19 protein-coding genes and 5 tRNA genes are annotated in these 17,813 nt (G+C 52.8%); 5 read left to right on the top strand and 19 right to left on the bottom strand.

Features of this window, described 5'->3' with window-relative positions; genetic code table 11:
- Positions 1 to 3 precede the first annotated feature (3 nt).
- The 3 genes from galK to gpmA all read left to right on the top strand — a co-directional run bounded on the left by galK (position 4) and on the right by gpmA (position 3,217).
- On the top strand, positions 4 to 1,152 hold the full coding sequence (gene galK, locus EoCCA6_RS18720; RefSeq protein ID WP_152083912.1) for a galactokinase: 1,149 nt from the start codon (positions 4 to 6) through the stop codon (positions 1,150 to 1,152).
- On the top strand, positions 1,146 to 2,189 hold the full coding sequence (gene galM / locus EoCCA6_RS18715; protein ID WP_152083911.1) for a galactose-1-epimerase: 1,044 nt from the start codon (positions 1,146 to 1,148) through the stop codon (positions 2,187 to 2,189). The genes galK and galM overlap by 7 nt, the downstream gene beginning before the upstream one ends.
- 275 nt (positions 2,190 to 2,464) lie before the next feature.
- Positions 2,465 to 3,217 (top strand): 2,3-diphosphoglycerate-dependent phosphoglycerate mutase, encoded by a 753-nt coding sequence (gpmA, locus tag EoCCA6_RS18710; protein WP_015367652.1) that lies wholly within the window; start codon positions 2,465 to 2,467, stop codon positions 3,215 to 3,217.
- A gap of 60 nt (positions 3,218 to 3,277) precedes the next feature.
- On the opposite strand, the gene aroG is transcribed toward gpmA, so the two are convergent.
- Complete coding sequence (aroG, locus tag EoCCA6_RS18705; RefSeq protein WP_152083910.1) at positions 3,278 to 4,330, bottom strand: 3-deoxy-7-phosphoheptulonate synthase AroG; 1,053 nt, start codon at positions 4,328 to 4,330, stop codon at positions 3,278 to 3,280.
- Between the two features lie 304 nt (positions 4,331 to 4,634).
- Here aroG and EoCCA6_RS18700 point away from each other — a divergent pair, with 304 nt between their 5' ends.
- Both EoCCA6_RS18700 and zitB read left to right on the top strand, forming a co-directional pair.
- Positions 4,635 to 5,015, top strand: coding sequence for a protein YbgS (locus EoCCA6_RS18700; RefSeq protein WP_152083909.1), 381 nt, complete (start codon positions 4,635 to 4,637; stop codon positions 5,013 to 5,015).
- Between the two features lie 108 nt (positions 5,016 to 5,123).
- A complete protein-coding gene (gene zitB / locus EoCCA6_RS18695) occupies positions 5,124 to 6,062 on the top strand; it encodes a CDF family zinc transporter ZitB (protein WP_152083908.1) in 939 nt (312 codons plus the stop codon).
- Here the strand turns inward: zitB and pnuC are convergent.
- The 18 genes from pnuC to cydA all read right to left on the bottom strand — a co-directional run bounded on the left by pnuC (position 6,059) and on the right by cydA (position 17,551).
- Positions 6,059 to 6,778: a nicotinamide riboside transporter PnuC gene (gene pnuC / locus EoCCA6_RS18690; protein WP_152083907.1), complete on the bottom strand. Its 720-nt coding sequence runs from the start codon at positions 6,776 to 6,778 to the stop codon at positions 6,059 to 6,061. The genes zitB and pnuC overlap by 4 nt on opposite strands.
- Before the next feature lie 22 nt (positions 6,779 to 6,800).
- Positions 6,801 to 7,844 (bottom strand): quinolinate synthase NadA, encoded by a 1,044-nt coding sequence (nadA, locus tag EoCCA6_RS18685; protein ID WP_152083906.1) that lies wholly within the window; start codon positions 7,842 to 7,844, stop codon positions 6,801 to 6,803.
- 276 nt (positions 7,845 to 8,120) lie between these two features.
- Positions 8,121 to 8,196, bottom strand: a tRNA-Lys gene (locus EoCCA6_RS18680).
- Positions 8,197 to 8,226: 30 nt separating this feature from the next.
- A tRNA-Lys gene (locus tag EoCCA6_RS18675) sits at positions 8,227 to 8,302 on the bottom strand.
- Positions 8,303 to 8,343: 41 nt separating this feature from the next.
- Positions 8,344 to 8,419, bottom strand: a tRNA-Lys gene (locus EoCCA6_RS18670).
- Positions 8,420 to 8,422: 3 nt separating this feature from the next.
- Positions 8,423 to 8,498: transfer RNA gene (locus EoCCA6_RS18665), tRNA-Val, on the bottom strand.
- Positions 8,499 to 8,524: 26 nt separating this feature from the next.
- Positions 8,525 to 8,600: transfer RNA gene (locus EoCCA6_RS18660), tRNA-Lys, on the bottom strand.
- A 161-nt stretch (positions 8,601 to 8,761) separates the two neighbouring features.
- A complete protein-coding gene (cpoB, locus tag EoCCA6_RS18655; RefSeq protein ID WP_152083905.1) occupies positions 8,762 to 9,547 on the bottom strand; it encodes a cell division protein CpoB in 786 nt (261 codons plus the stop codon).
- 9 nt (positions 9,548 to 9,556) lie between these two features.
- Complete coding sequence (gene pal, locus EoCCA6_RS18650) at positions 9,557 to 10,078, bottom strand: peptidoglycan-associated lipoprotein Pal (RefSeq protein ID WP_003858578.1); 522 nt, start codon at positions 10,076 to 10,078, stop codon at positions 9,557 to 9,559.
- 35 nt (positions 10,079 to 10,113) lie between these two features.
- Positions 10,114 to 11,406, bottom strand: coding sequence for a Tol-Pal system beta propeller repeat protein TolB (tolB, locus tag EoCCA6_RS18645; protein WP_152083904.1), 1,293 nt, complete (start codon positions 11,404 to 11,406; stop codon positions 10,114 to 10,116).
- A gap of 134 nt (positions 11,407 to 11,540) precedes the next feature.
- Positions 11,541 to 12,707, bottom strand: a complete 1,167-nt coding sequence (gene tolA / locus EoCCA6_RS18640) for a cell envelope integrity protein TolA (RefSeq protein ID WP_152083903.1) — start codon at positions 12,705 to 12,707, stop codon at positions 11,541 to 11,543.
- Positions 12,708 to 12,735: 28 nt separating this feature from the next.
- The gene (tolR, locus tag EoCCA6_RS18635; protein WP_003858589.1) at positions 12,736 to 13,164 is read right to left on the bottom strand and encodes a colicin uptake protein TolR; all 429 of its coding nucleotides are present in this window, start codon (positions 13,162 to 13,164) and stop codon (positions 12,736 to 12,738) included.
- A gap of 3 nt (positions 13,165 to 13,167) precedes the next feature.
- Positions 13,168 to 13,860, bottom strand: a complete 693-nt coding sequence (gene tolQ / locus EoCCA6_RS18630; protein ID WP_152083902.1) for a Tol-Pal system protein TolQ — start codon at positions 13,858 to 13,860, stop codon at positions 13,168 to 13,170.
- Positions 13,857 to 14,261, bottom strand: a complete 405-nt coding sequence (gene ybgC / locus EoCCA6_RS18625; RefSeq protein ID WP_152083901.1) for a tol-pal system-associated acyl-CoA thioesterase — start codon at positions 14,259 to 14,261, stop codon at positions 13,857 to 13,859. Before ybgC ends, tolQ begins: the two co-directional genes overlap by 4 nt.
- Positions 14,262 to 14,409: 148 nt before the next feature.
- Positions 14,410 to 14,700, bottom strand: a complete 291-nt coding sequence (gene ybgE / locus EoCCA6_RS18620) for a cyd operon protein YbgE (RefSeq protein ID WP_020884961.1) — start codon at positions 14,698 to 14,700, stop codon at positions 14,410 to 14,412.
- Positions 14,700 to 14,813 carry a cytochrome bd-I oxidase subunit CydX gene (gene cydX, locus EoCCA6_RS18615; RefSeq protein ID WP_006177208.1) on the bottom strand — a complete coding sequence of 38 codons (114 nt, stop codon included), beginning with the start codon at positions 14,811 to 14,813 and terminating at the stop codon, positions 14,700 to 14,702. The genes ybgE and cydX overlap by 1 nt, the downstream gene beginning before the upstream one ends.
- A gap of 14 nt (positions 14,814 to 14,827) precedes the next feature.
- Positions 14,828 to 15,967: a cytochrome d ubiquinol oxidase subunit II gene (gene cydB / locus EoCCA6_RS18610; protein WP_152083900.1), complete on the bottom strand. Its 1,140-nt coding sequence runs from the start codon at positions 15,965 to 15,967 to the stop codon at positions 14,828 to 14,830.
- A gap of 15 nt (positions 15,968 to 15,982) precedes the next feature.
- Positions 15,983 to 17,551, bottom strand: a complete 1,569-nt coding sequence (gene cydA, locus EoCCA6_RS18605; protein ID WP_008501098.1) for a cytochrome ubiquinol oxidase subunit I — start codon at positions 17,549 to 17,551, stop codon at positions 15,983 to 15,985.
- Between the last annotated feature and the right edge of the window lie 262 nt (positions 17,552 to 17,813).

The following is a 17,813-nucleotide window of genomic DNA, read 5'->3' as shown; positions in this document are numbered from 1 at the left end:
AAAATGAGTCTGAAAGATAAAACACAATCCCTGTTTGCTGAAAAATTCGGCTACCCTGCCACCCACGTTATTCAGGCACCTGGTCGCGTTAACCTGATAGGCGAACATACCGACTATAACGACGGTTTCGTTCTGCCCTGTGCCATTGATTATCAGACGGTTATTAGCTGCGCAAAGCGCGACGATCGCAACGTCCGGGTGATCGCTGCCGATTATGGCAACGAGGTAGATGAGTTTTCACTCGATGCTCCGATAGTGACCCACGACAGCCAGCAGTGGTCCAACTATGTGCGCGGCGTGGTGAAACATCTGCAAAAGCGTAACAAGAACTTTGGCGGTGCCGATTTAGTGATTAGCGGCAATGTGCCACAGGGTGCAGGCTTAAGCTCGTCGGCATCACTGGAAGTGGCAGTGGGTACTGTTTTCCAGCAGCTTTATCATCTGCCGCTGGACGGTGCGCAAATCGCGCTGAACGGTCAGGAAGCGGAAAACCAGTTCGTGGGCTGCAACTGCGGCATCATGGACCAGTTGATCTCCGCGCTCGGTAAAAAAGAGCATGCGCTGCTGATTGATTGCCGTTCATTGGGAACCAAAGCCGTTCCGCTGCCAGAAGGTGCTGCGGTTATTATCATCAACAGTAACTTTAAACGCACCCTGGTGGGCAGTGAGTACAACACCCGTCGCGAGCAGTGTGAAACCGGGGCGCGCTTCTTCCAGCAGCCTGCCCTGCGCGACGTTTCACTTGATGAATTCAACAAAGTGGCGCATGAACTGGACCCGATTGTGGCGAAACGCGTTCGCCATGTGTTGACCGAAAACGCCCGTACCGTTGAAGCGGCCTCCGCTCTGGCGAAGGGTGATCTGAAACGTATGGGTGAGCTGATGGCTGAATCCCACGCTTCCATGCGCGACGATTTTGAAATCACCGTGCCGCAAATCGACACTCTGGTGGAGATTGTCAAAGCAACCATCGGTGATAAAGGCGGCGTGCGCATGACTGGCGGCGGTTTTGGCGGCTGCATTGTGGCACTCGTACCAGAAGAGTTAGTCCCTGCCGTGCAGGACGCCGTCGCGAAACAGTACGAAGCCAAAACGGGCATTAAAGAAACCTTCTATGTCTGCAAAGCATCACAAGGAGCCGGACAGTGCTAAACGAAACACCGACCCTCGCACCGGATGGTCTGCCGTATCGCCTGTTAACCCTGCGCAACCCCGCAGGGATGGTGGTTACGCTGATGGACTGGGGTGCCACGCTGCTTTCTGCGCGCGTGCCTGTGTCTGACGGCAGCGTGCGTGAAACGCTGCTTGGCTGTGCATCACCAGAGCAGTATGTTAATCAAACCGCCTATCTCGGCGCATCCGTGGGTCGCTACGCGAACCGCATCGCCAAAAGCAGTTTCGACCTGGACGGCGTGCGCTACCCGCTGCAGCCCAGTCAGGCTGAAAATCAGCTTCATGGCGGTCCGCAAGGGTTTGATAAACGCCGCTGGAAGATTGTTCAGCAAAACGACGGCGAAGTGCTGTTCTCACTGGATTCGCTTGATGGCGATCAGGGATTTCCCGGAAACCTCAACGCCACAGCCCGTTTTACGCTGACCGATGATAACCGTATCGCCATTGAGTACCGCGCCACGGTCGATAAGCCATGTCCGGTGAACCTGACTAACCATGCCTATTTCAATCTTGATGGCAATCAGTGCGATGTCCGCAACCACAAGCTCCAGATACTGGCCGATGCGTACCTGCCCGTCGACGAAATGGGGATTCCGTATCAGGGGCTGAAGTCCGTGAGCGGCACCAGCTTTGATTTCCGCCATGCGAAAACCATCGCCCAGGATTTTCTCAGCGATGACGATCAGCGCAAAGTGAACGGCTACGACCACGCCTTCCTGCTGCAGGCAAAAGGGGATATTCGCCAGCCTGCCGCGCAGGTCTGGTCAGCCGATGAGAAACTGCAGATGACGGTCTATACCACCGCTCCTGCCCTGCAATTCTACTCAGGCAACTTTCTCGGCGGTACGACGGCACGTGAACATGAGGAATACAGCGACTGGCAGGGTCTGGCGCTGGAGAGTGAGTTCCTCCCGGACAGTCCAAACCATCCGGAATGGCCGCAGCCGGACTGCGTGCTGCGACCAGGTGAAGAGTACGTCAGCATCACCGAGTATCATTTCACTCCGTGCGCTTAACGCCCGGCGGCACTACGCTTGCACAGGCCTACCTGTAGGCCGGATAAGCGCAGCGTCATCCGGCAAAAAAACCAGGCCCTCATAACGAGGGCTTTTTTCTGCCCGTATTGCTGAAAATAGCGCCGATCGCAGACAAAATCATAACCCTGAATTCACAAGCATCTTACACTCCGGGACTATTTTCGCTATGGTTAGGGTTAAGCGTTGCTGCTGGCACGGCCACGGCAATATAATGAGAATTGTTATCATTCAATAAAGTTTATAAGGAGTATGATATGGCTGTAACTAAGCTGGTCCTGGTACGCCACGGCGAAAGCCAGTGGAACAACGAAAACCGTTTCACCGGTTGGTACGACGTTGATCTGTCCGAGAAAGGCGTAAGCGAAGCAAAAGCAGCAGGCAAGCTGCTGAAGGAAGAAGGCTTCTCCTTTGATTTTGCTTACACCTCTGTGCTGAAACGTGCCATCCATACTCTGTGGAACGTTCTGGATGAACTGGATCAGGCCTGGCTGCCGGTTGAGAAATCCTGGAAACTGAACGAGCGTCACTACGGTGCGCTGCAGGGTCTGAACAAAGCGGAAACCGCGGAAAAATACGGTGACGAGCAGGTTAAACAGTGGCGTCGTGGTTTTGCTGTGACACCACCAGAGCTGACCAAAGATGACGAGCGCTATCCGGGCCATGACCCGCGCTACGCGAAACTGACTGACGCTGAGCTACCAACGACCGAAAGCCTGGCGCTGACTATCGACCGCGTTGTGCCTTACTGGAACGAAACCATTCTGCCACGTCTGAAAAGCGGTGAGCGCGTCATCATTGCCGCGCACGGTAACTCCCTGCGTGCGCTGGTGAAATACCTGGACAACATGGGTGAAGACGAAATCCTCGAACTGAACATTCCAACTGGCGTACCGCTGGTGTATGAGTTCGACGAAAACTTCAAACCAATCAAACATTACTATCTGGGCAACGCTGATGAAATCGCGGCAAAAGCGGCGGCAGTAGCGAACCAGGGTAAAGCGAAGTAATTTTCGCCGGACATAAAAAAAGCGCGGAGCAATCCGCGCTTTTTTATTTGCGGAATCGTATTACCCGCGACGGGCTTTTACCGCATCGGCGAGCTGACGCAGGATAGTGTCGGTATCGTCCCAGCCGATGCAGGCATCCGTGACGCTCTTGCCATACACCAGCGGCTCACTGCCTTCCAGATTCTGATTGCCTTCAACCAGATGGCTCTCGATCATCACGCCAATCACCGCGTTTTCACCGCTGGCAATTTGCTTGCAAACATCCGCCCCGACTTCCATCTGCTTTTTGAACTGCTTGCTGGAGTTGGCGTGGCTGAAGTCGATCATCACCTGCGGTGGCAGACCCGCTTTTTCCAGGCCCGCTTTCACGTCCGCGACATGTTTTGCGCTGTAGTTTGGCTCTTTACCACCGCGCAGAATGATATGGCAGTCACCGTTACCACTGGTGTTGACGATGGCTGAGTGGCCCCATTTCGTCACAGACAGGAAGCAGTGCGGTGCTCCTGCCGCGTTGATAGCGTCAATCGCGACCTTAATGGTGCCGTCCGTGCCATTTTTAAACCCAACCGGGCAAGAGAGACCAGACGCCAGCTCACGGTGTACCTGTGATTCAGTAGTACGCGCGCCGATTGCCCCCCAGCTCATCAGATCAGCCAGATATTGCGGGGTGATCATGTCCAGGAACTCACCGGCAGCGGGCAGACCGCTGTCGTTGATCTCAAGCAGCAGCTTACGCGCAATGCGCAGGCCATCGTTGATCTGGAAACTGTTATCCATGTGCGGATCGTTAATCAGCCCTTTCCAGCCCACGGTGGTACGCGGTTTTTCAAAATACACGCGCATCACGATTTCCAGCTCGTCTTTCAGCTCTTCACGTAGGGTGAGCAGACGGGCCGCGTACTCTTTTGCCGCTGCCGGATCGTGGATAGAGCATGGGCCAATGACCACTAACAGACGATCGTCATTCCCTTTCAGGATTTTGTGGATCGCTTTACGTGCATGAGACACCGTGTTGGCGGCGTTTTCAGTGGCGGGGAATTTCTCAAGGAGCGCTACAGGCGGTAATAACTCATTGATCTCTTTGATACGTAAATCGTCGTTCTGATAATTCATTTTCTTTCCAGCTCTGCCATATCTTTTGTAATGAAAGCAATCCTTTCAATCTAACTTGTCGGCCCGGAAGTGTAAACGGGCTTTTACACTTCACGCAGATAATTCCTGGAATTCACCTAATAAACGCCACAAAATAGCGAAAAATGAGATCTGCCCTAAACTTTTTAAATGTAACAACTGAATTTTATATCTTAAACACGATTCCATCCTGACATAAGCAGGAATACTGGAATCTTTCGCCACTGAATGAGATGCACTGTTGGAAAATGTTATCCAGCGTAACGATAAGAACAGGAGCAACACGATGAAAATGACGAAACTGGCAACCCTATTACTTACGGCAACCCTTTCTCTGGCAAGCGGCAGCGTCCTTGCGGCGGAGACGGGCTCTTCTGACAGCAACGGTGACGCGAATGCCGCTGCCGCAGCGGGTCAGGTCGCGCCGGATGCGAAACAGAATATTGCGCCTAATAATGTTGATAACAGCAATATCAACACGGGTAATACCAATACCGGCGGTACGATGTTGCACCCGGACGGAACGAATTCGGGAACCATGAATCATGACGGGATGACCACCGATGAAGTTCACAAAAATTCAATGTGTAAAGACGGTAAATGTCCTGATACCAATGATAAAGTGGGTAGCGACGCCGACACCAAAACTGACGGTACAACTCAGTAATAGCCCTGTAATCTGACACCCAAAAGGAGAGCCGATGCTCTCCTTTCTTTTTTGTGTAAGATATTAAAAACGCTACACTTACGATAATAACAAATCAGGAAAGATGAAATGGCGCACACGCATGCTCACTCACACGCCACCGGCGATGACAACGCAAAACGGCTGACGCTGGCGTTTGGTGTCACTGCCACGTTTATGGTTATCGAGGTTATCGGCGGGTTAATTTCAGGTTCGCTGGCTCTGCTGGCTGATGCCGGACATATGCTTACAGATGCCGCCGCCCTGCTTTTCGCCCTGCTGGCCGTGCAGTTTGCACGTCGGCCGCCGAATGCCCGACACACTTTTGGCTGGCTCAGGCTGACCACCCTCGCCGCTTTCGTCAACGCCATCGCACTGGTGGTGATTACCATTCTTATTGTCTGGGAGGCGTTCCAGCGCTTCAGACATCCGCAACCCGTTGCCGGGGCGACGATGATGGTTATTGCCATTGCGGGCCTGCTTGCTAACATCCTGGCATTCTGGATTTTGCATCGCGGCAGCGGTGAAAAAAACCTGAATGTGCGTGCAGCGGCGCTTCATGTTCTGGGGGATTTACTGGGGTCTGTCGGGGCAATTGTGGCCGCTCTGGTGATCCTTTATACCGGCTGGACCCCCATCGACCCGATTCTTTCTGTTCTGGTGTCGTGCCTGGTTCTGCGCAGTGCCTGGCGGCTATTGAAGGAGAGCGTTAATGAATTACTGGAAGGCGCACCGTCCTCGCTGAATATCGGGGAACTGAAGCGCAATCTTTGCCGTTCAATTCCCGAAGTACGCAACGTTCACCATGTTCACGTCTGGCTGGTAGGCGAAAAACCGATTATGACGCTGCATGTTCAGGTGATCCCGCCGCATGACCACGACGCGCTGCTGGAACGTATCCAGCACTTTCTTGAACATCACTATGAGGTTGCACACGCTACCATTCAGATGGAGTATCAGCCCTGTAACGGGCCGGACTGCCACCTTAACGAGGCGCAGTCCGGCCATTCACACCATCACCACCATTAGCTGGAAAGCGCGCGAGAGCCGCGCTCACGCGCGCTGTTAATCCACATGCGGCTACCGTTGAGCGCAATGAAGGTCAGCAGCATATACTCCAGCGACATCGCATAGACGCCCTGCAGAGCAAATATCACCACGCTGATAACGTTAATAATGACCCACAGTAGCCAGTTTTCGACGTATTTGCGGGTCATCAGGATCATCGCCGCTATCGACAGCACCATCATGCAAGAATCCCAGAACGGGAAGGCGTCGGGCTGAAGTTCGGGCATCGTGACGTTTAAACCGACGCCAGACATAACCGCCACCGCTACACGAGTCAGGAAAGCGAATACCGGATTGATAAAGACGGTCATCAACCCAATCGCGACAACGCAGGCAACAAACCAGGCGATGGCTTTCGGCAAGGGTAGCCAGCGGATCTGGAGGGCAGCTTCCTGCTGGCTGTTCTGTCGTGACCAGGCATACCAGCCATAAATATTTGCCGCAAAGAAAAACAGCTGCAAAAGCAGGCTGGCATAGAGCTGGATCTGGAAAAAGATGATCGCAAAGAGCGTAACGTTTATCAGCCCAAACGCGTAATTGCTGATCTTCTCAAGGCTGGCCAGCCAGATACAGAGTAAACCGGCCAGTGTACCAACGGCCTCAATCCATGACAGGTCATAGCCGCCCGTACCAATCGGTATATGAACCAGGATGTTCTGCGTGCTAAAAAAATCCATCTTTGCCCCAGTGCGTATTGAATTAAGTACGTAGTGTAGCCGCAAAATCCAGCATGCGGTTAAGCGGAATTAACGCACCTTCACGAAGCGCAGCATCAACATGTATTTCATGGGCTGCACCACCGGTTTCCAGCCCTTCAGCAATCGCTTTCAGGCCATTCATCGCCATCCACGGACAGTGAGCACAGCTTCGGCAGGTCGCCCCTTCTCCCGCAGTAGGCGCTTCAAGGAGTTCTTTTTCCGGCACGGCCTGTTGCATCTTATAGAAAATACCGCGATCGGTCGCCACGATAAGCTGCTTGTGTGGCAAGGTCCTGGCCGCATTGATAAGCTGGCTGGTTGAACCAACCGCATCCGCCATATCAACGATCGACTGCGGCGACTCCGGGTGCACCAGAATAGCGGCATCCGGGTATAGCCCTTTCATGCGCGTCAACGCCTGTGTTTTAAACTCGTCGTGAACGATACAGGCCCCCTGCCAGCAGAGCACATCCGCACCGGTTTGCTTCTGAACGTAATTACCGAGATGGCGATCCGGTGCCCAGATGATTTTCTCACCCAGGCTGTCGAGGTGCTCAATCAGTTCAACGGCGATGCTGGAGGTCACCACCCAGTCAGCCCGCGCTTTTACGGCGGCAGAAGTATTGGCGTAGACCACAACGGTACGGTCAGGATGAGCATCGCAAAAGGCGGTGAACTCATCGATCGGGCAGCCAAGATCGAGCGAACATTCGGCATGTAATGTCGGCATCAGAATGGTTTTTTCAGGGCTGAGAATTTTTGCCGTCTCGCCCATAAAACGCACGCCCGCGACCAGCAGCGTCGAGGCCGGATGTTTTGCACCAAAGCGCGCCATCTCCAGAGAGTCGGAAATACAGCCTCCGGTCTCTTCCGCCAGCTGCTGAATTTCCGGGTCAGTGTAGTAATGCGCCACCATCACCGCATCGCGCGCTTTGAGAAGACGCTTGATCTTTTCACGGTAGAACTGCTTTTCATCCTGGCTCAGTGGGACAGGCTTTGGCGGGAAGGGATAGATTGCGGCTTCAGGATCAAACATCACGCTCATTATGGCTTCTCGTTTTACTGGCTTAACAATATTGCCTTTGTTTTGCTTGAGATAGCAAAAGGTGCGGCAATTGTGTTTTGTATACTAAACAAGATAGCGAATTTACTGCGGAATGTCATCGGGAATTGATACCGCCAGCATTTGTCGGATGGCGGCTTCGCCTTACCTAACCTACTTTACTCCGTAGGCCTGATAAGCCCAGCGCCATCAGGCAGGGTGTTTTAGGCTCAGGATCTGCAGATAGCAAAAAAGCGCCTTTAGGGCGCTTTTTTACATTGGTGGGTCGTGCAGGATTCGAACCTGCGACCAATTGATTAAAAGTCAACTGCTCTACCAACTGAGCTAACGACCCCTTGCGGGATTTAATTCAATTTATTCAGGCTGGTGGGTCGTGCAGGATTCGAACCTGCGACCAATTGATTAAAAGTCAACTGCTCTACCAACTGAGCTAACGACCCGTTTGGGCGTCGCCTGAATTATCACTCGGAACCAATAAAATTGGTGGGTCGTGCAGGATTCGAACCTGCGACCAATTGATTAAAAGTCAACTGCTCTACCAACTGAGCTAACGACCCGAGTGGTGGGTGATGACGGGCTCGAACCGCCGACCCCCTCCGTGTAAAGGAGATGCTCTACCAACTGAGCTAATCACCCACTCTGTACTGCTGGTGTGCGTTAAGTGGTGGGTCGTGCAGGATTCGAACCTGCGACCAATTGATTAAAAGTCAACTGCTCTACCAACTGAGCTAACGACCCACTTTTACGCTGTTTTCACGTTGTTTGATATCCCGTGGCAACGGCGGCATATATTACTGATTTAAGAATTCTGCGCAACAAAAATTTCGATGAAGATCACTTAACTGCTTACGAATCATGCGGCACGACCAGAAATAACGCGATTTCTGGTCGTGTGATAATCAACCCATCGAATTCAGACGTTTTTGTGCCTGTTTGGCACCGTCAGTACCAGGGAATTTTGTGATCACTTGCTGATAAACCGCTTTGGCTTTCGCCGTGTCACCTTTGTCCTGCATGATCACGCCGACTTTGAACATCGCATCCGGCGCTTTTGGCGATTTCGGGTAATTTTTCACCACTGAGGCAAAATAAAACGCCGCATCATCCTTTTTACCCTTGTTGTAATTCAACTGACCCAACCAGTAATTCGCGTTTGGCTGGTAGGTGGAATCAGGGTATTTTTTAATGAAGTTCTGGAACGCAGCGATAGCATCGTCCTGACGCGATTTATCCTGCACCAGAGCAATGGCCGCGTTGTAATCCGTATTCGCGTCACCGCTCTGTACAGGCGCACCAGCCGAGGCAGAAGCATCAGCTGCTGGAGCTGTCGCCGCACCGCTTTGATCGCCCGCTGCGGGTTGTGCTGCTGCACCGCCACTGCTCAGGCTATCTATCTGCAGCAAGATTTGTTTCTGACGTTCCACAACCTGATTGAGTTGATACTGACTTTCCTGGATCTGACCACGGAGAGAATCAATATCATTCTGGTTATCGGAAAGTTGCTGCTGGAGTTGGGTTAAAAGCTGACTGTGAGCGTTAGAAATACGCTCGAGTTGGGTGACCCGGTCTTCTACCGAGCCTGAGCCGACACTACTGATTGGTGCCTGAGCAAAAGCGGCCCAGGGGGCCGCTATTCCAACCAGTAACGACAGACTCATGAGATGATGTCTGAAGTTACTGCTCATGCAATTCTCTTAGTAAACCAGTACGGCACGACGGTTTTTGGAGTAAGCCGCTTCGTCATGACCCAGCACTGCAGGTTTTTCTTTACCGTAAGAAACGATGGAGATCTGGTCAGCAGAAACGCCTTTACCCTGCAGGTACATTTTAACAGCGTTAGCACGACGTTCACCCAGGGAGATGTTGTACTCAGGCGTACCACGTTCGTCCGCGTGACCTTCTACGGTGACTTTGTAAGACGGGTTGCTACGCAGGAAGTTAGCGTGCGCATCCAGCATTGCAGCGAAGTCAGAACGAATATCGTATTTATCCAGATCGAAGTAAACGATGTTGTTCTGCTGCAGCTGCTGCATCTGAAGACGCGCTTGCTCTTCAGAAGACATGTTGCCATTGCCGTTAGCGTCCATACCGGTGCCAGCACCCATCATGCCTTCGCCGCTCTGGTCATTGCTTGCGTTCTTGTTAGAAGAACACGCTGCGATTGCCATTACAGGCAGAGCGATCATCAGCCCCTTCAGCACTTTGTTCAGTTGCATTTCTAAGATTCCTTTAGTAATCAATTAATTATTATTTACAGATACGGCGACCAGGCAGGTGATTTTACCTGTCCATCAGTTGCCGGAATACGCGCTTTGAAACGCCCATCTGTAGAAACCAGATTCAGCACAGATCCCATCCCCTGAGAAGAGCTGTAGATTACCATAGTGCCGTTAGGTGCCAGACTTGGCGTTTCATCCAGGAACGTTGACGAGAGAACTTGCACGCCACCCGTTACCAGATCCTGTTTGGCAATGTGCTGCTGACCACCAGCAGAACTGACCATTACCATCGTTTTACCATCGGCACTGACATCGGCGTCCTGGTTCTGTGAACCTTCCCAGGTGATACGCTGCGGTGTTCCGCCGTTGATATTTACTTTGTAAACCTGTGGGCGACCCGCCTGGTCAGACGTAAAGGCCAGATTCTGGCTGTCCGGGAACCAGGTTGGTTCGGTGTTGTTACTACGACCGTCAGTGATCTGGCGGATCTGACCCGAACCAATGTCCATCACATACAGATTCAGACTACCGGTTTTAGACAGCGCAAAGGCCAGTTTCGTGCCGTCCGGAGAGAACGCTGGCGCACCATTGTGACGTGGGAACGACGCAACCTGACGCACAGCACCGTTAGACAGCGTCTGGATAACCAGCGCAGAACGGCCGCTTTCAAACGTTACGTATGCCAGTTTGGAGCCGTCAGGCGACCACGCCGGAGACATCAGCGGCTGCGGTGAACGGTGAACGGTGAACTGGTTGTAGCCATCGTAGTCAGAGACGCGCAGCTCATACGGGAACTGACCGCCATTGGTCTGAACAACGTAAGCAATACGGGTACGGAATGCCCCTTTAATTCCGGTCAGCTTTTCAAACACTTCGTCACTTGCGGTGTGGCCAGCATAACGCAGCCACTGCTTGTTCACTTTGTAAGAGTTCTGAGCCAGAACAGTGCCTGGCGCACCGCCGGTATCCACTAGCTGGTAAGCCACGTTGTAACCACCGTCTGGAGCAGGCGTTACCTGACCAACGACAACGGCATCAATGCCCAGCGCGGACCATGCTGCAGGTTGAACTTCCTGCGCAGTGCCCGGCTGCTGTGGCAGACGAGAACGATCTAATGGGTTGAATTTGCCGCTGTTACGCAGGTCAGCCGCAACGATGCCGCCGATATCTTCAGGCGCAGCGCCAGGGCCTGCCCACTGGAACGGAACAACACCGATTGGGCGCGCCGAGTCCACCCCCTGGGTGATCTCGATACGTACTTCTGCGTGCAGCACAGCTGCCCACAGCATTAAAAAACTAAATGCTACACGTAATGCCTGCTTCATCATATCTCCCTTATCCGGGTAACCTTACCCACGATAATTTAGCAGAATGTTAACAAACTCAAATAGACAAAACTACCAGAACCCTGTGACTAAACCTGGTCTATTTTCCCCCGTTTGCACGGGGAAAATGTAACTTAAGGTTTGAAGTCCAGTGGTGCATTTTTAAAGACTTCGTAGACTGCCTGTGACGGTGGTTTAGGCATCTTCGCCTGACGCGCTGCAGCCAGTGCCGCAGTACATAAGGCCGGGTCGCCACCTTCAGACTGAATATCAAGCAACATGCCGTCCGGTGCCAGTTTTATACGCAGCGTACACGTTTTACCGGTGTAGGAAGACGCATCATAAAACCGGCTTTCAATAGCGGATTTAATCTGCGCGGCATAGCCGTTGATTTCAGCGCCAGAAGCACCGTTACTCTTAGTGTTACCACTTCCGGTCGGCGCTGCGTTGTTTCCTTTCGCCCCACCGCCCGTTTTCGGCGCATTCTTACCAGAACTCAAGTCGCCCAGCAGATCGTCAACACCCGCGGCGGCAGCAGCTTTTTCTGCTGCTGCCTTTTTCGCTGCGGCTTTTTCAGCTGCAGCTTTCTTATCGGCAGCGGCCTTCTCAGCGGCAGCTTTTTTGTCTGCGGCCGCTTTCTCAGCAGCAGCGGCTTTTTCTGCTGCCGCCGCTTTCTTCGCGGCTTCGGCTTCCGCTTTCTTCTGAGCATCAGCAGCAGCTTTCTTCGCGGCCTCGGCTTCCGCTTTCTTCTGAGCATCAGCAGCGGCTTTTTTCGCGGCCTCCGCTTCTGCTTTCTTCTGAGCGTCAGCGGCTGCTTTTTTCGCCTGCGCGTCAGCCTGGGCTTTGGCATCAGCAGCGGCTTTTGCTGCCGCCTCTTCTGCTTGCTTTTGCTGTTCCTGGGCTTTTTTCGCTGCGGCTTCAGCCTGCTTCTGCTGCTCCGCCTGCTCTTTCGCCGCTTCCTGCGCCTGCAAACGCTCTTTCTCAAGCTGCTTCAGACGTTCCTGCTCTGCGGCCTGCTTTTCACGCAGTTCTTCGGCTTGCTGTTGCGCCTGTTTCTCACGCTGCTCTTCAGCGCGTTTTGCACTCGCCTGCTGCTGTTGCTGGCGATTATAGTTCTGAACGATCGCACCAGGGTCCACCATGACGGCGTCGATGGAAGAGCCTCCACCGCCGCCCGCAGATGCATCAATGTGCTCGTCGAACGAACTCCAGATCAGCGCTGCAAAAAGAATGACGTGCAGCACTGCGGAGACGATTATCGCTCGCTTAAGTTTGTCGTTCTGTTCGGTTGCCTTTGACACTATCGGTTCCCAAAAACTACGCAGATGATCAAATAGGCTGAGTCATTAAGCCAACCGACTTAACGCCCGCGCTATGTAGCAAGTTCAGCGCTTTAATAATTTCATCATATGGCACATCTTTCGCGCCACCGATCAAGAAGACCGTCTTCGGATTTGACTCCAGACGACGTTGCGCTTCAGCAATCACCTGCTCTGGCGGGAGTTGATCCATACGATCTTTCTCGACCACCACGCTGTACTGCCCTACGCCGGAAACTTCAATGATGACCGGAGGGTCGTCATTGGTGCTTACCGCTTGTGATTCTGTCGCATCCGGCAGATCAACTTCCACACTCTGAGTAATGATGGGCGCTGTCGCCATAAAAATCAGCAGCAGTACCAGCAGTACATCCAGCAGTGGAACGATATTAATTTCGGACTTAAGCTCGCGACGACCTCGTCCACGGGATCTGGCCATGGTTTACCCCTTGTTGCTCTCGGTGCTGGTAAACGCCTGACGGTGCAGAATCGCAGTGAACTCTTCCATAAAGTTGTCGTAGTTCAGTTCCAGTTTGTTCACGCGCTGGTTCAGACGGTTGTACGCCATAACTGCCGGAATAGCCGCAAACAGACCGATAGCGGTCGCGATCAGTGCTTCTGCGATACCCGGTGCAACCATCTGCAACGTCGCCTGCTTCACCGCGCCCAGCGCGATAAAGGCGTGCATAATCCCCCACACGGTACCAAACAGACCGATATACGGGCTGATGGAACCAACCGTGCCGAGGAAAGGAATATGCGTTTCAAGATTTTCCAGCTCGCGGTTCATGGAAATGCGCATCGCACGCGACGCACCTTCAACGACGGCTTCCGGTGCATGGTTGTTAGCACGATGCAAGCGGGCAAACTCTTTGAAACCGCTGTAGAAAATCTGTTCGGAGCCTGCGAGGCTATCACGGCGTCCCTGGCTTTCCTGATACAGACGAGAAAGCTCGATACCAGACCAGAACTTGTCTTCAAACGCTTCAGCTTCACGGCCTGCGGCATTGAGAATACGCGTTCTCTGGATGATGATGGCCCAGGATGCGATTGAAAAACCAATCAAAATCAACATGATAAGTTTAACCAGAAGGCTTGCCTTCAGGAACAAATCAAGGATATTCATGTCAGTCACTGCTTAAACTCCGCGACAATAGACTTAGGAAGCGCACGAGGCTTCATTATGGTTGGATCAACACAGACAATCAGTACCTCAGCTGAGTTCAGTACGGCGTTCTCTGCATTGACTATCCGCTGCGTGAAAACCAGTGAAGTTCCGCGCATTGATGTAATTTCAGTTTGGACTTCGAGCATATCGTCGAGTCTGGCAGGCGCAAAATACTCAAGCGTCATCTTGCGTACCACAAAGGCAACTCGCTCAGCCAACAACACCTGCTGGCTAAAGTGATGATGGCGCAGCATCTCTGTGCGTGCCCGTTCATAAAAAGCAACGTAGCTGGCGTGGTAGACCACACCACCGGCATCGGTATCTTCGTAGTAGACACGAACCGGCCATCGAAACAGCGTTGTATTCACTTTACATCCCGGTAATACAAGAAAAGTTGGAGCTTTCAAACTTCGCTACTATACGCGCGGGAATGATGGTTTGGAATGGGAGAAAGTAAACGGAGAGTAAATTTTTATGGGCTCAGGTAAGCCCATATCGTTAACGGACATTTCTTATTCAGAAGAAGAAGAAAATCAGACCTGCCAGGAGAACGAGATCGGCGATCAGCGGGCAGAAAATGCCCTGCCAGTGGAGGGCTTTCGGACGAAAGCCGACGCCGTGAATCACACCTGCACACACCGCCCACATGATGAGGAAGCCGTGCCAGATCTCAAGCTCACTGGTCTTAGCCGCGAAGCGCGACGGGTCCCAGAAGATACAGCCTGCCAGCAGTAATGCCATCACTAAAGAAAGCGCCCTTAACGGGCGCTTATCCATTACCGCATATAACGTTGCGATAATGTTCATCAGTGTTTTTCTTCACCCGCTTTGGACGCTTCAACGTGCTCCAGCGCCAGGGCGGTAATGACACCAAATGCACAGGCAAGAAGCGTCCCTAAAATCCATGCGAAATACCACATATTCAGCTCCTTACTTAGTACATAGAGTGGGTGTTGCTTTCGATATGTTCTTTGGTGATACGACCGAACATTTTCCAGTAACACCAGGCGGTGTAGAGCAGAATAATCGGTACGAATACACACGCGACATACGTCATCAGGTTCAGCGTCAGCTGGCTGGAGGTTGCATCCCACATGGTCAGGCTGGCATTCATCATGGTGCTGGAAGGCATCACGAACGGGAACATCGCAATGCCCGCCGTCAGGATGATGCACGCCAGGGTCAGTGAAGAGAACACGAACGCCAGAGCACCTTTTTCCAGACGCGAGGTCAGCACAGTCAGCAGCGGCAGCAGTACACCCAGAGCCGGAATAGCCCACAGCGCAGGGGTAGTGTTAAAGTTCACCAGCCATGCGCCCGCCTCACGCGCCACTTCTTTGGTCAGCGGGTTAGACGGCGCAGTATGGTTAATTGCAGACGTCACCACATAACCATCAATACCGTACATCACCCAGACACCGGCCAGTGCGAAGCAAACCAGTGTTACCAGCGCAGCAACCTGAGCCGTAGCACGGGAGCGCAGGTGCAGTTCACCCACAGTACGCATCTGCAGATAAGTCGCGCCCTGAGTGATGATCATCGCCACGCTCACCACACCCGCCAGCAAACCAAACGGATTCAGCAACTGGAAGAAGTTACCGGTGTAATAAAGACGCATGTACTCATCGATGTGGAACGGTACGCCCTGCAGCAGGTTACCGAACGCCACGCCAATCACCAGCGGTGGAACGAAGCTACCAATAAAGATGCCCCAGTCCCACATGTTACGCCAGCGGGTATCTTCAATCTTGGAACGGTAGTCGAAACCGACCGGACGGAAGAATAAAGAGGCCAGCACCAGAATCATCGCCACATAGAAGCCGGAGAACGCAGCCGCGTAGACCATCGGCCAGGCAGCGAACAGCGCGCCGCCTGCGGTGATCAGCCACACCTGGTTACCGTCCCAGTGCGGGGCGATTGAGTTGATCATGATTCGACGCTCGGTGTCATTACGACCGAGGAAACGGGTGAGCATGCCCACCCCCATGTCGAAACCGTCGGTGACCGCAAAACCGATCAGCAGAATACCGACCAGCAGCCACCAGATAAAACGCAATACTTCATAATCGATCATTTGATGACTCCTGTCTTAGCGTGCCGGCTGAGTAGTCGCAGTGGACTGCTCGTAGTGATAGCGACCGGTTTTCAGGCTGCTTGGGCCAAGGCGCGCGAACTTGAACATCAGGAACAGTTCAGCCACCAGGAACAGGGTGTACAGACCGCAAATCAGCAGCATAGAGAAGATCAGGTCGCCCGCGGTCAGGGAGGAGTTTGCTACTGCCGTTGGCAGCACCTCACCTATCGCCCACGGCTGACGGCCATATTCCGCCACAAACCAGCCGGATTCGATAGCAATCCACGGCAGCGGGATACCGTACAGCGCCGTGCGCAGCAGCCATTTTTTCTCACCAATGCGGTTGCGAATCACGGACCAGAAGGACGCCGCGATGATCAGCAGCATGATGATGCCGCAGCCCACCATGATACGGAACGCGAAGTACAGCGGTGCAACGCGTGGAATGGAGTCTTTGGTTGCCATCTGAATCTGCGCTTCCGTCGCATCAGAGACGTTCGGGGTATAGCGTTTCAACAGCAGACCGTAGCCCAGGTCTTTCTTCACATCGTTGAACTGGTCGCGAACCGCCTGGTCGGTTGAACCGGCGCGCAGCTGTTCCAGCAGCGAGTAGGCTTTCATCCCGTTACGAATACGCTCTTCATGCTGCACCATCAGCTCTTTCAGGCCAGTGACCTGTTTGTCGACGGAGCGAGTGGCAATAATGCCCAGCGCGTAAGGGATCTGAATGGCGAAGCGGTTTTCCTGCGCATCCTGATCGGGAATACCGAACAGCGTAAACGCAGCCGGAGCCGGTTGGGTTTCCCATTCGGCTTCGATAGCGGCCAGCTTGGTTTTCTGAACGTCGCCCATTTCGTAACCGGATTCATCACCCAGAACGATAACGGACAGAATTGCCGCCATACCGAAACTTGCTGCGATAGCAAAGGAGCGTTTTGCGAACGCGAAGTCACGACCACGCAGCATATAGTAGGAGCTGATACCCAGTACAAACATCGCGCCGCACACATAGCCAGAGGCCACAGTGTGAACGAATTTAACCTGTGCAACCGGGTTCAGGACCAGCTCGGCAAAGCTGACCATCTCCATACGCATGGTTTCGAAGTTGAAATCAGACGCGATGGGGTTCTGCATCCAGCCGTTCGCTACCAGTATCCACAGTGCGGACAGGTTAGAGCCTAATGCCACCAGCCAGGTGACCGCCATATGCTGGACTTTGCCCAGACGGTCCCAACCGAAGAAGAACAGACCTACAAAGGTGGATTCGAGGAAGAAGGCCATCAGACCTTCAATGGCCAGCGGCGCGCCGAAGATATCCCCTACGTAATGGGAATAGTAAGACCAGTTAGTCCCGAACTGGAACTCCATGGTCAGACCGGTCGCCACGCCCAGCGCAAAGTTGATACCAAACAACTTGCCCCAGAACTTGGTCATATCTTTATAAATCTGTTTGCCGGAGAGGACGTAGACCGTTTCCATTATGGCCAGCAGGAACGCCATACCGAGCGTCAGTGGCACAAACAGGAAGTGGTACATCGCGGTCAAGGCAAACTGTAAGCGCGACAGTTCGACTATATCTAACATCATGACTCCTTGCTCATCGCATGAAGACTCCGAGAGTGAACCCCGTTAGATAAGGATTCACACGCATGCCCCAATACAAAGTTATCTGCAGACTTTCTTCGTTGCTTATTCTCTACTGGAGGAAAAAACAGTGATGAAAGGTTACAAATACGTTAATAAAAAACCCAAATTGATCCCGTAAATATAATACGCTGCAAAACCCTTACAATAAACAGGTTTTTATTGAATCACTTTTACGTTTTTCGACGGTGATCAATTTATA

Source organism: Enterobacter oligotrophicus, assembly GCF_009176645.1.
GTDB classification, from domain to species: Bacteria; Pseudomonadota; Gammaproteobacteria; order Enterobacterales; family Enterobacteriaceae; genus Enterobacter; species Enterobacter oligotrophicus.
Note: the sequence above shows the minus strand (reverse complement) of the source record. Positions and strands in the feature narration are given on the sequence as shown.

What these genes read in the sequence shown, in the direction of transcription:
- galK (WP_152083912.1), top strand. Translation starts at nt 4, where the DNA reads ATGAGTCTGAAAGATAAAACACAATCCCTGTTTGCTGAAAAATTCGGC.
- gpmA (WP_015367652.1), top strand. Translation starts at nt 2,465, where the DNA reads ATGGCTGTAACTAAGCTGGTCCTGGTACGCCACGGCGAAAGCCAGTGG.
- aroG (WP_152083910.1), bottom strand. Translation starts at nt 4,330, where the DNA reads ATGAATTATCAGAACGACGATTTACGTATCAAAGAGATCAATGAGTTA.
- EoCCA6_RS18700 (WP_152083909.1), top strand. Translation starts at nt 4,635, where the DNA reads ATGAAAATGACGAAACTGGCAACCCTATTACTTACGGCAACCCTTTCT.
- zitB (WP_152083908.1), top strand. Translation starts at nt 5,124, where the DNA reads ATGGCGCACACGCATGCTCACTCACACGCCACCGGCGATGACAACGCA.
- pnuC (WP_152083907.1), bottom strand. Translation starts at nt 6,778, where the DNA reads ATGGATTTTTTTAGCACGCAGAACATCCTGGTTCATATACCGATTGGT.
- nadA (WP_152083906.1), bottom strand. Translation starts at nt 7,844, where the DNA reads ATGAGCGTGATGTTTGATCCTGAAGCCGCAATCTATCCCTTCCCGCCA.
- cpoB (WP_152083905.1), bottom strand. Translation starts at nt 9,547, where the DNA reads ATGAGCAGTAACTTCAGACATCATCTCATGAGTCTGTCGTTACTGGTT.
- pal (WP_003858578.1), bottom strand. Translation starts at nt 10,078, where the DNA reads ATGCAACTGAACAAAGTGCTGAAGGGGCTGATGATCGCTCTGCCTGTA.
- tolB (WP_152083904.1), bottom strand. Translation starts at nt 11,406, where the DNA reads ATGAAGCAGGCATTACGTGTAGCATTTAGTTTTTTAATGCTGTGGGCA.
- tolR (WP_003858589.1), bottom strand. Translation starts at nt 13,164, where the DNA reads ATGGCCAGATCCCGTGGACGAGGTCGTCGCGAGCTTAAGTCCGAAATT.
- ybgE (WP_020884961.1), bottom strand. Translation starts at nt 14,700, where the DNA reads ATGAACATTATCGCAACGTTATATGCGGTAATGGATAAGCGCCCGTTA.
- cydX (WP_006177208.1), bottom strand. Translation starts at nt 14,813, where the DNA reads ATGTGGTATTTCGCATGGATTTTAGGGACGCTTCTTGCCTGTGCATTT.
- cydB (WP_152083900.1), bottom strand. Translation starts at nt 15,967, where the DNA reads ATGATCGATTATGAAGTATTGCGTTTTATCTGGTGGCTGCTGGTCGGT.
- cydA (WP_008501098.1), bottom strand. Translation starts at nt 17,551, where the DNA reads ATGTTAGATATAGTCGAACTGTCGCGCTTACAGTTTGCCTTGACCGCG.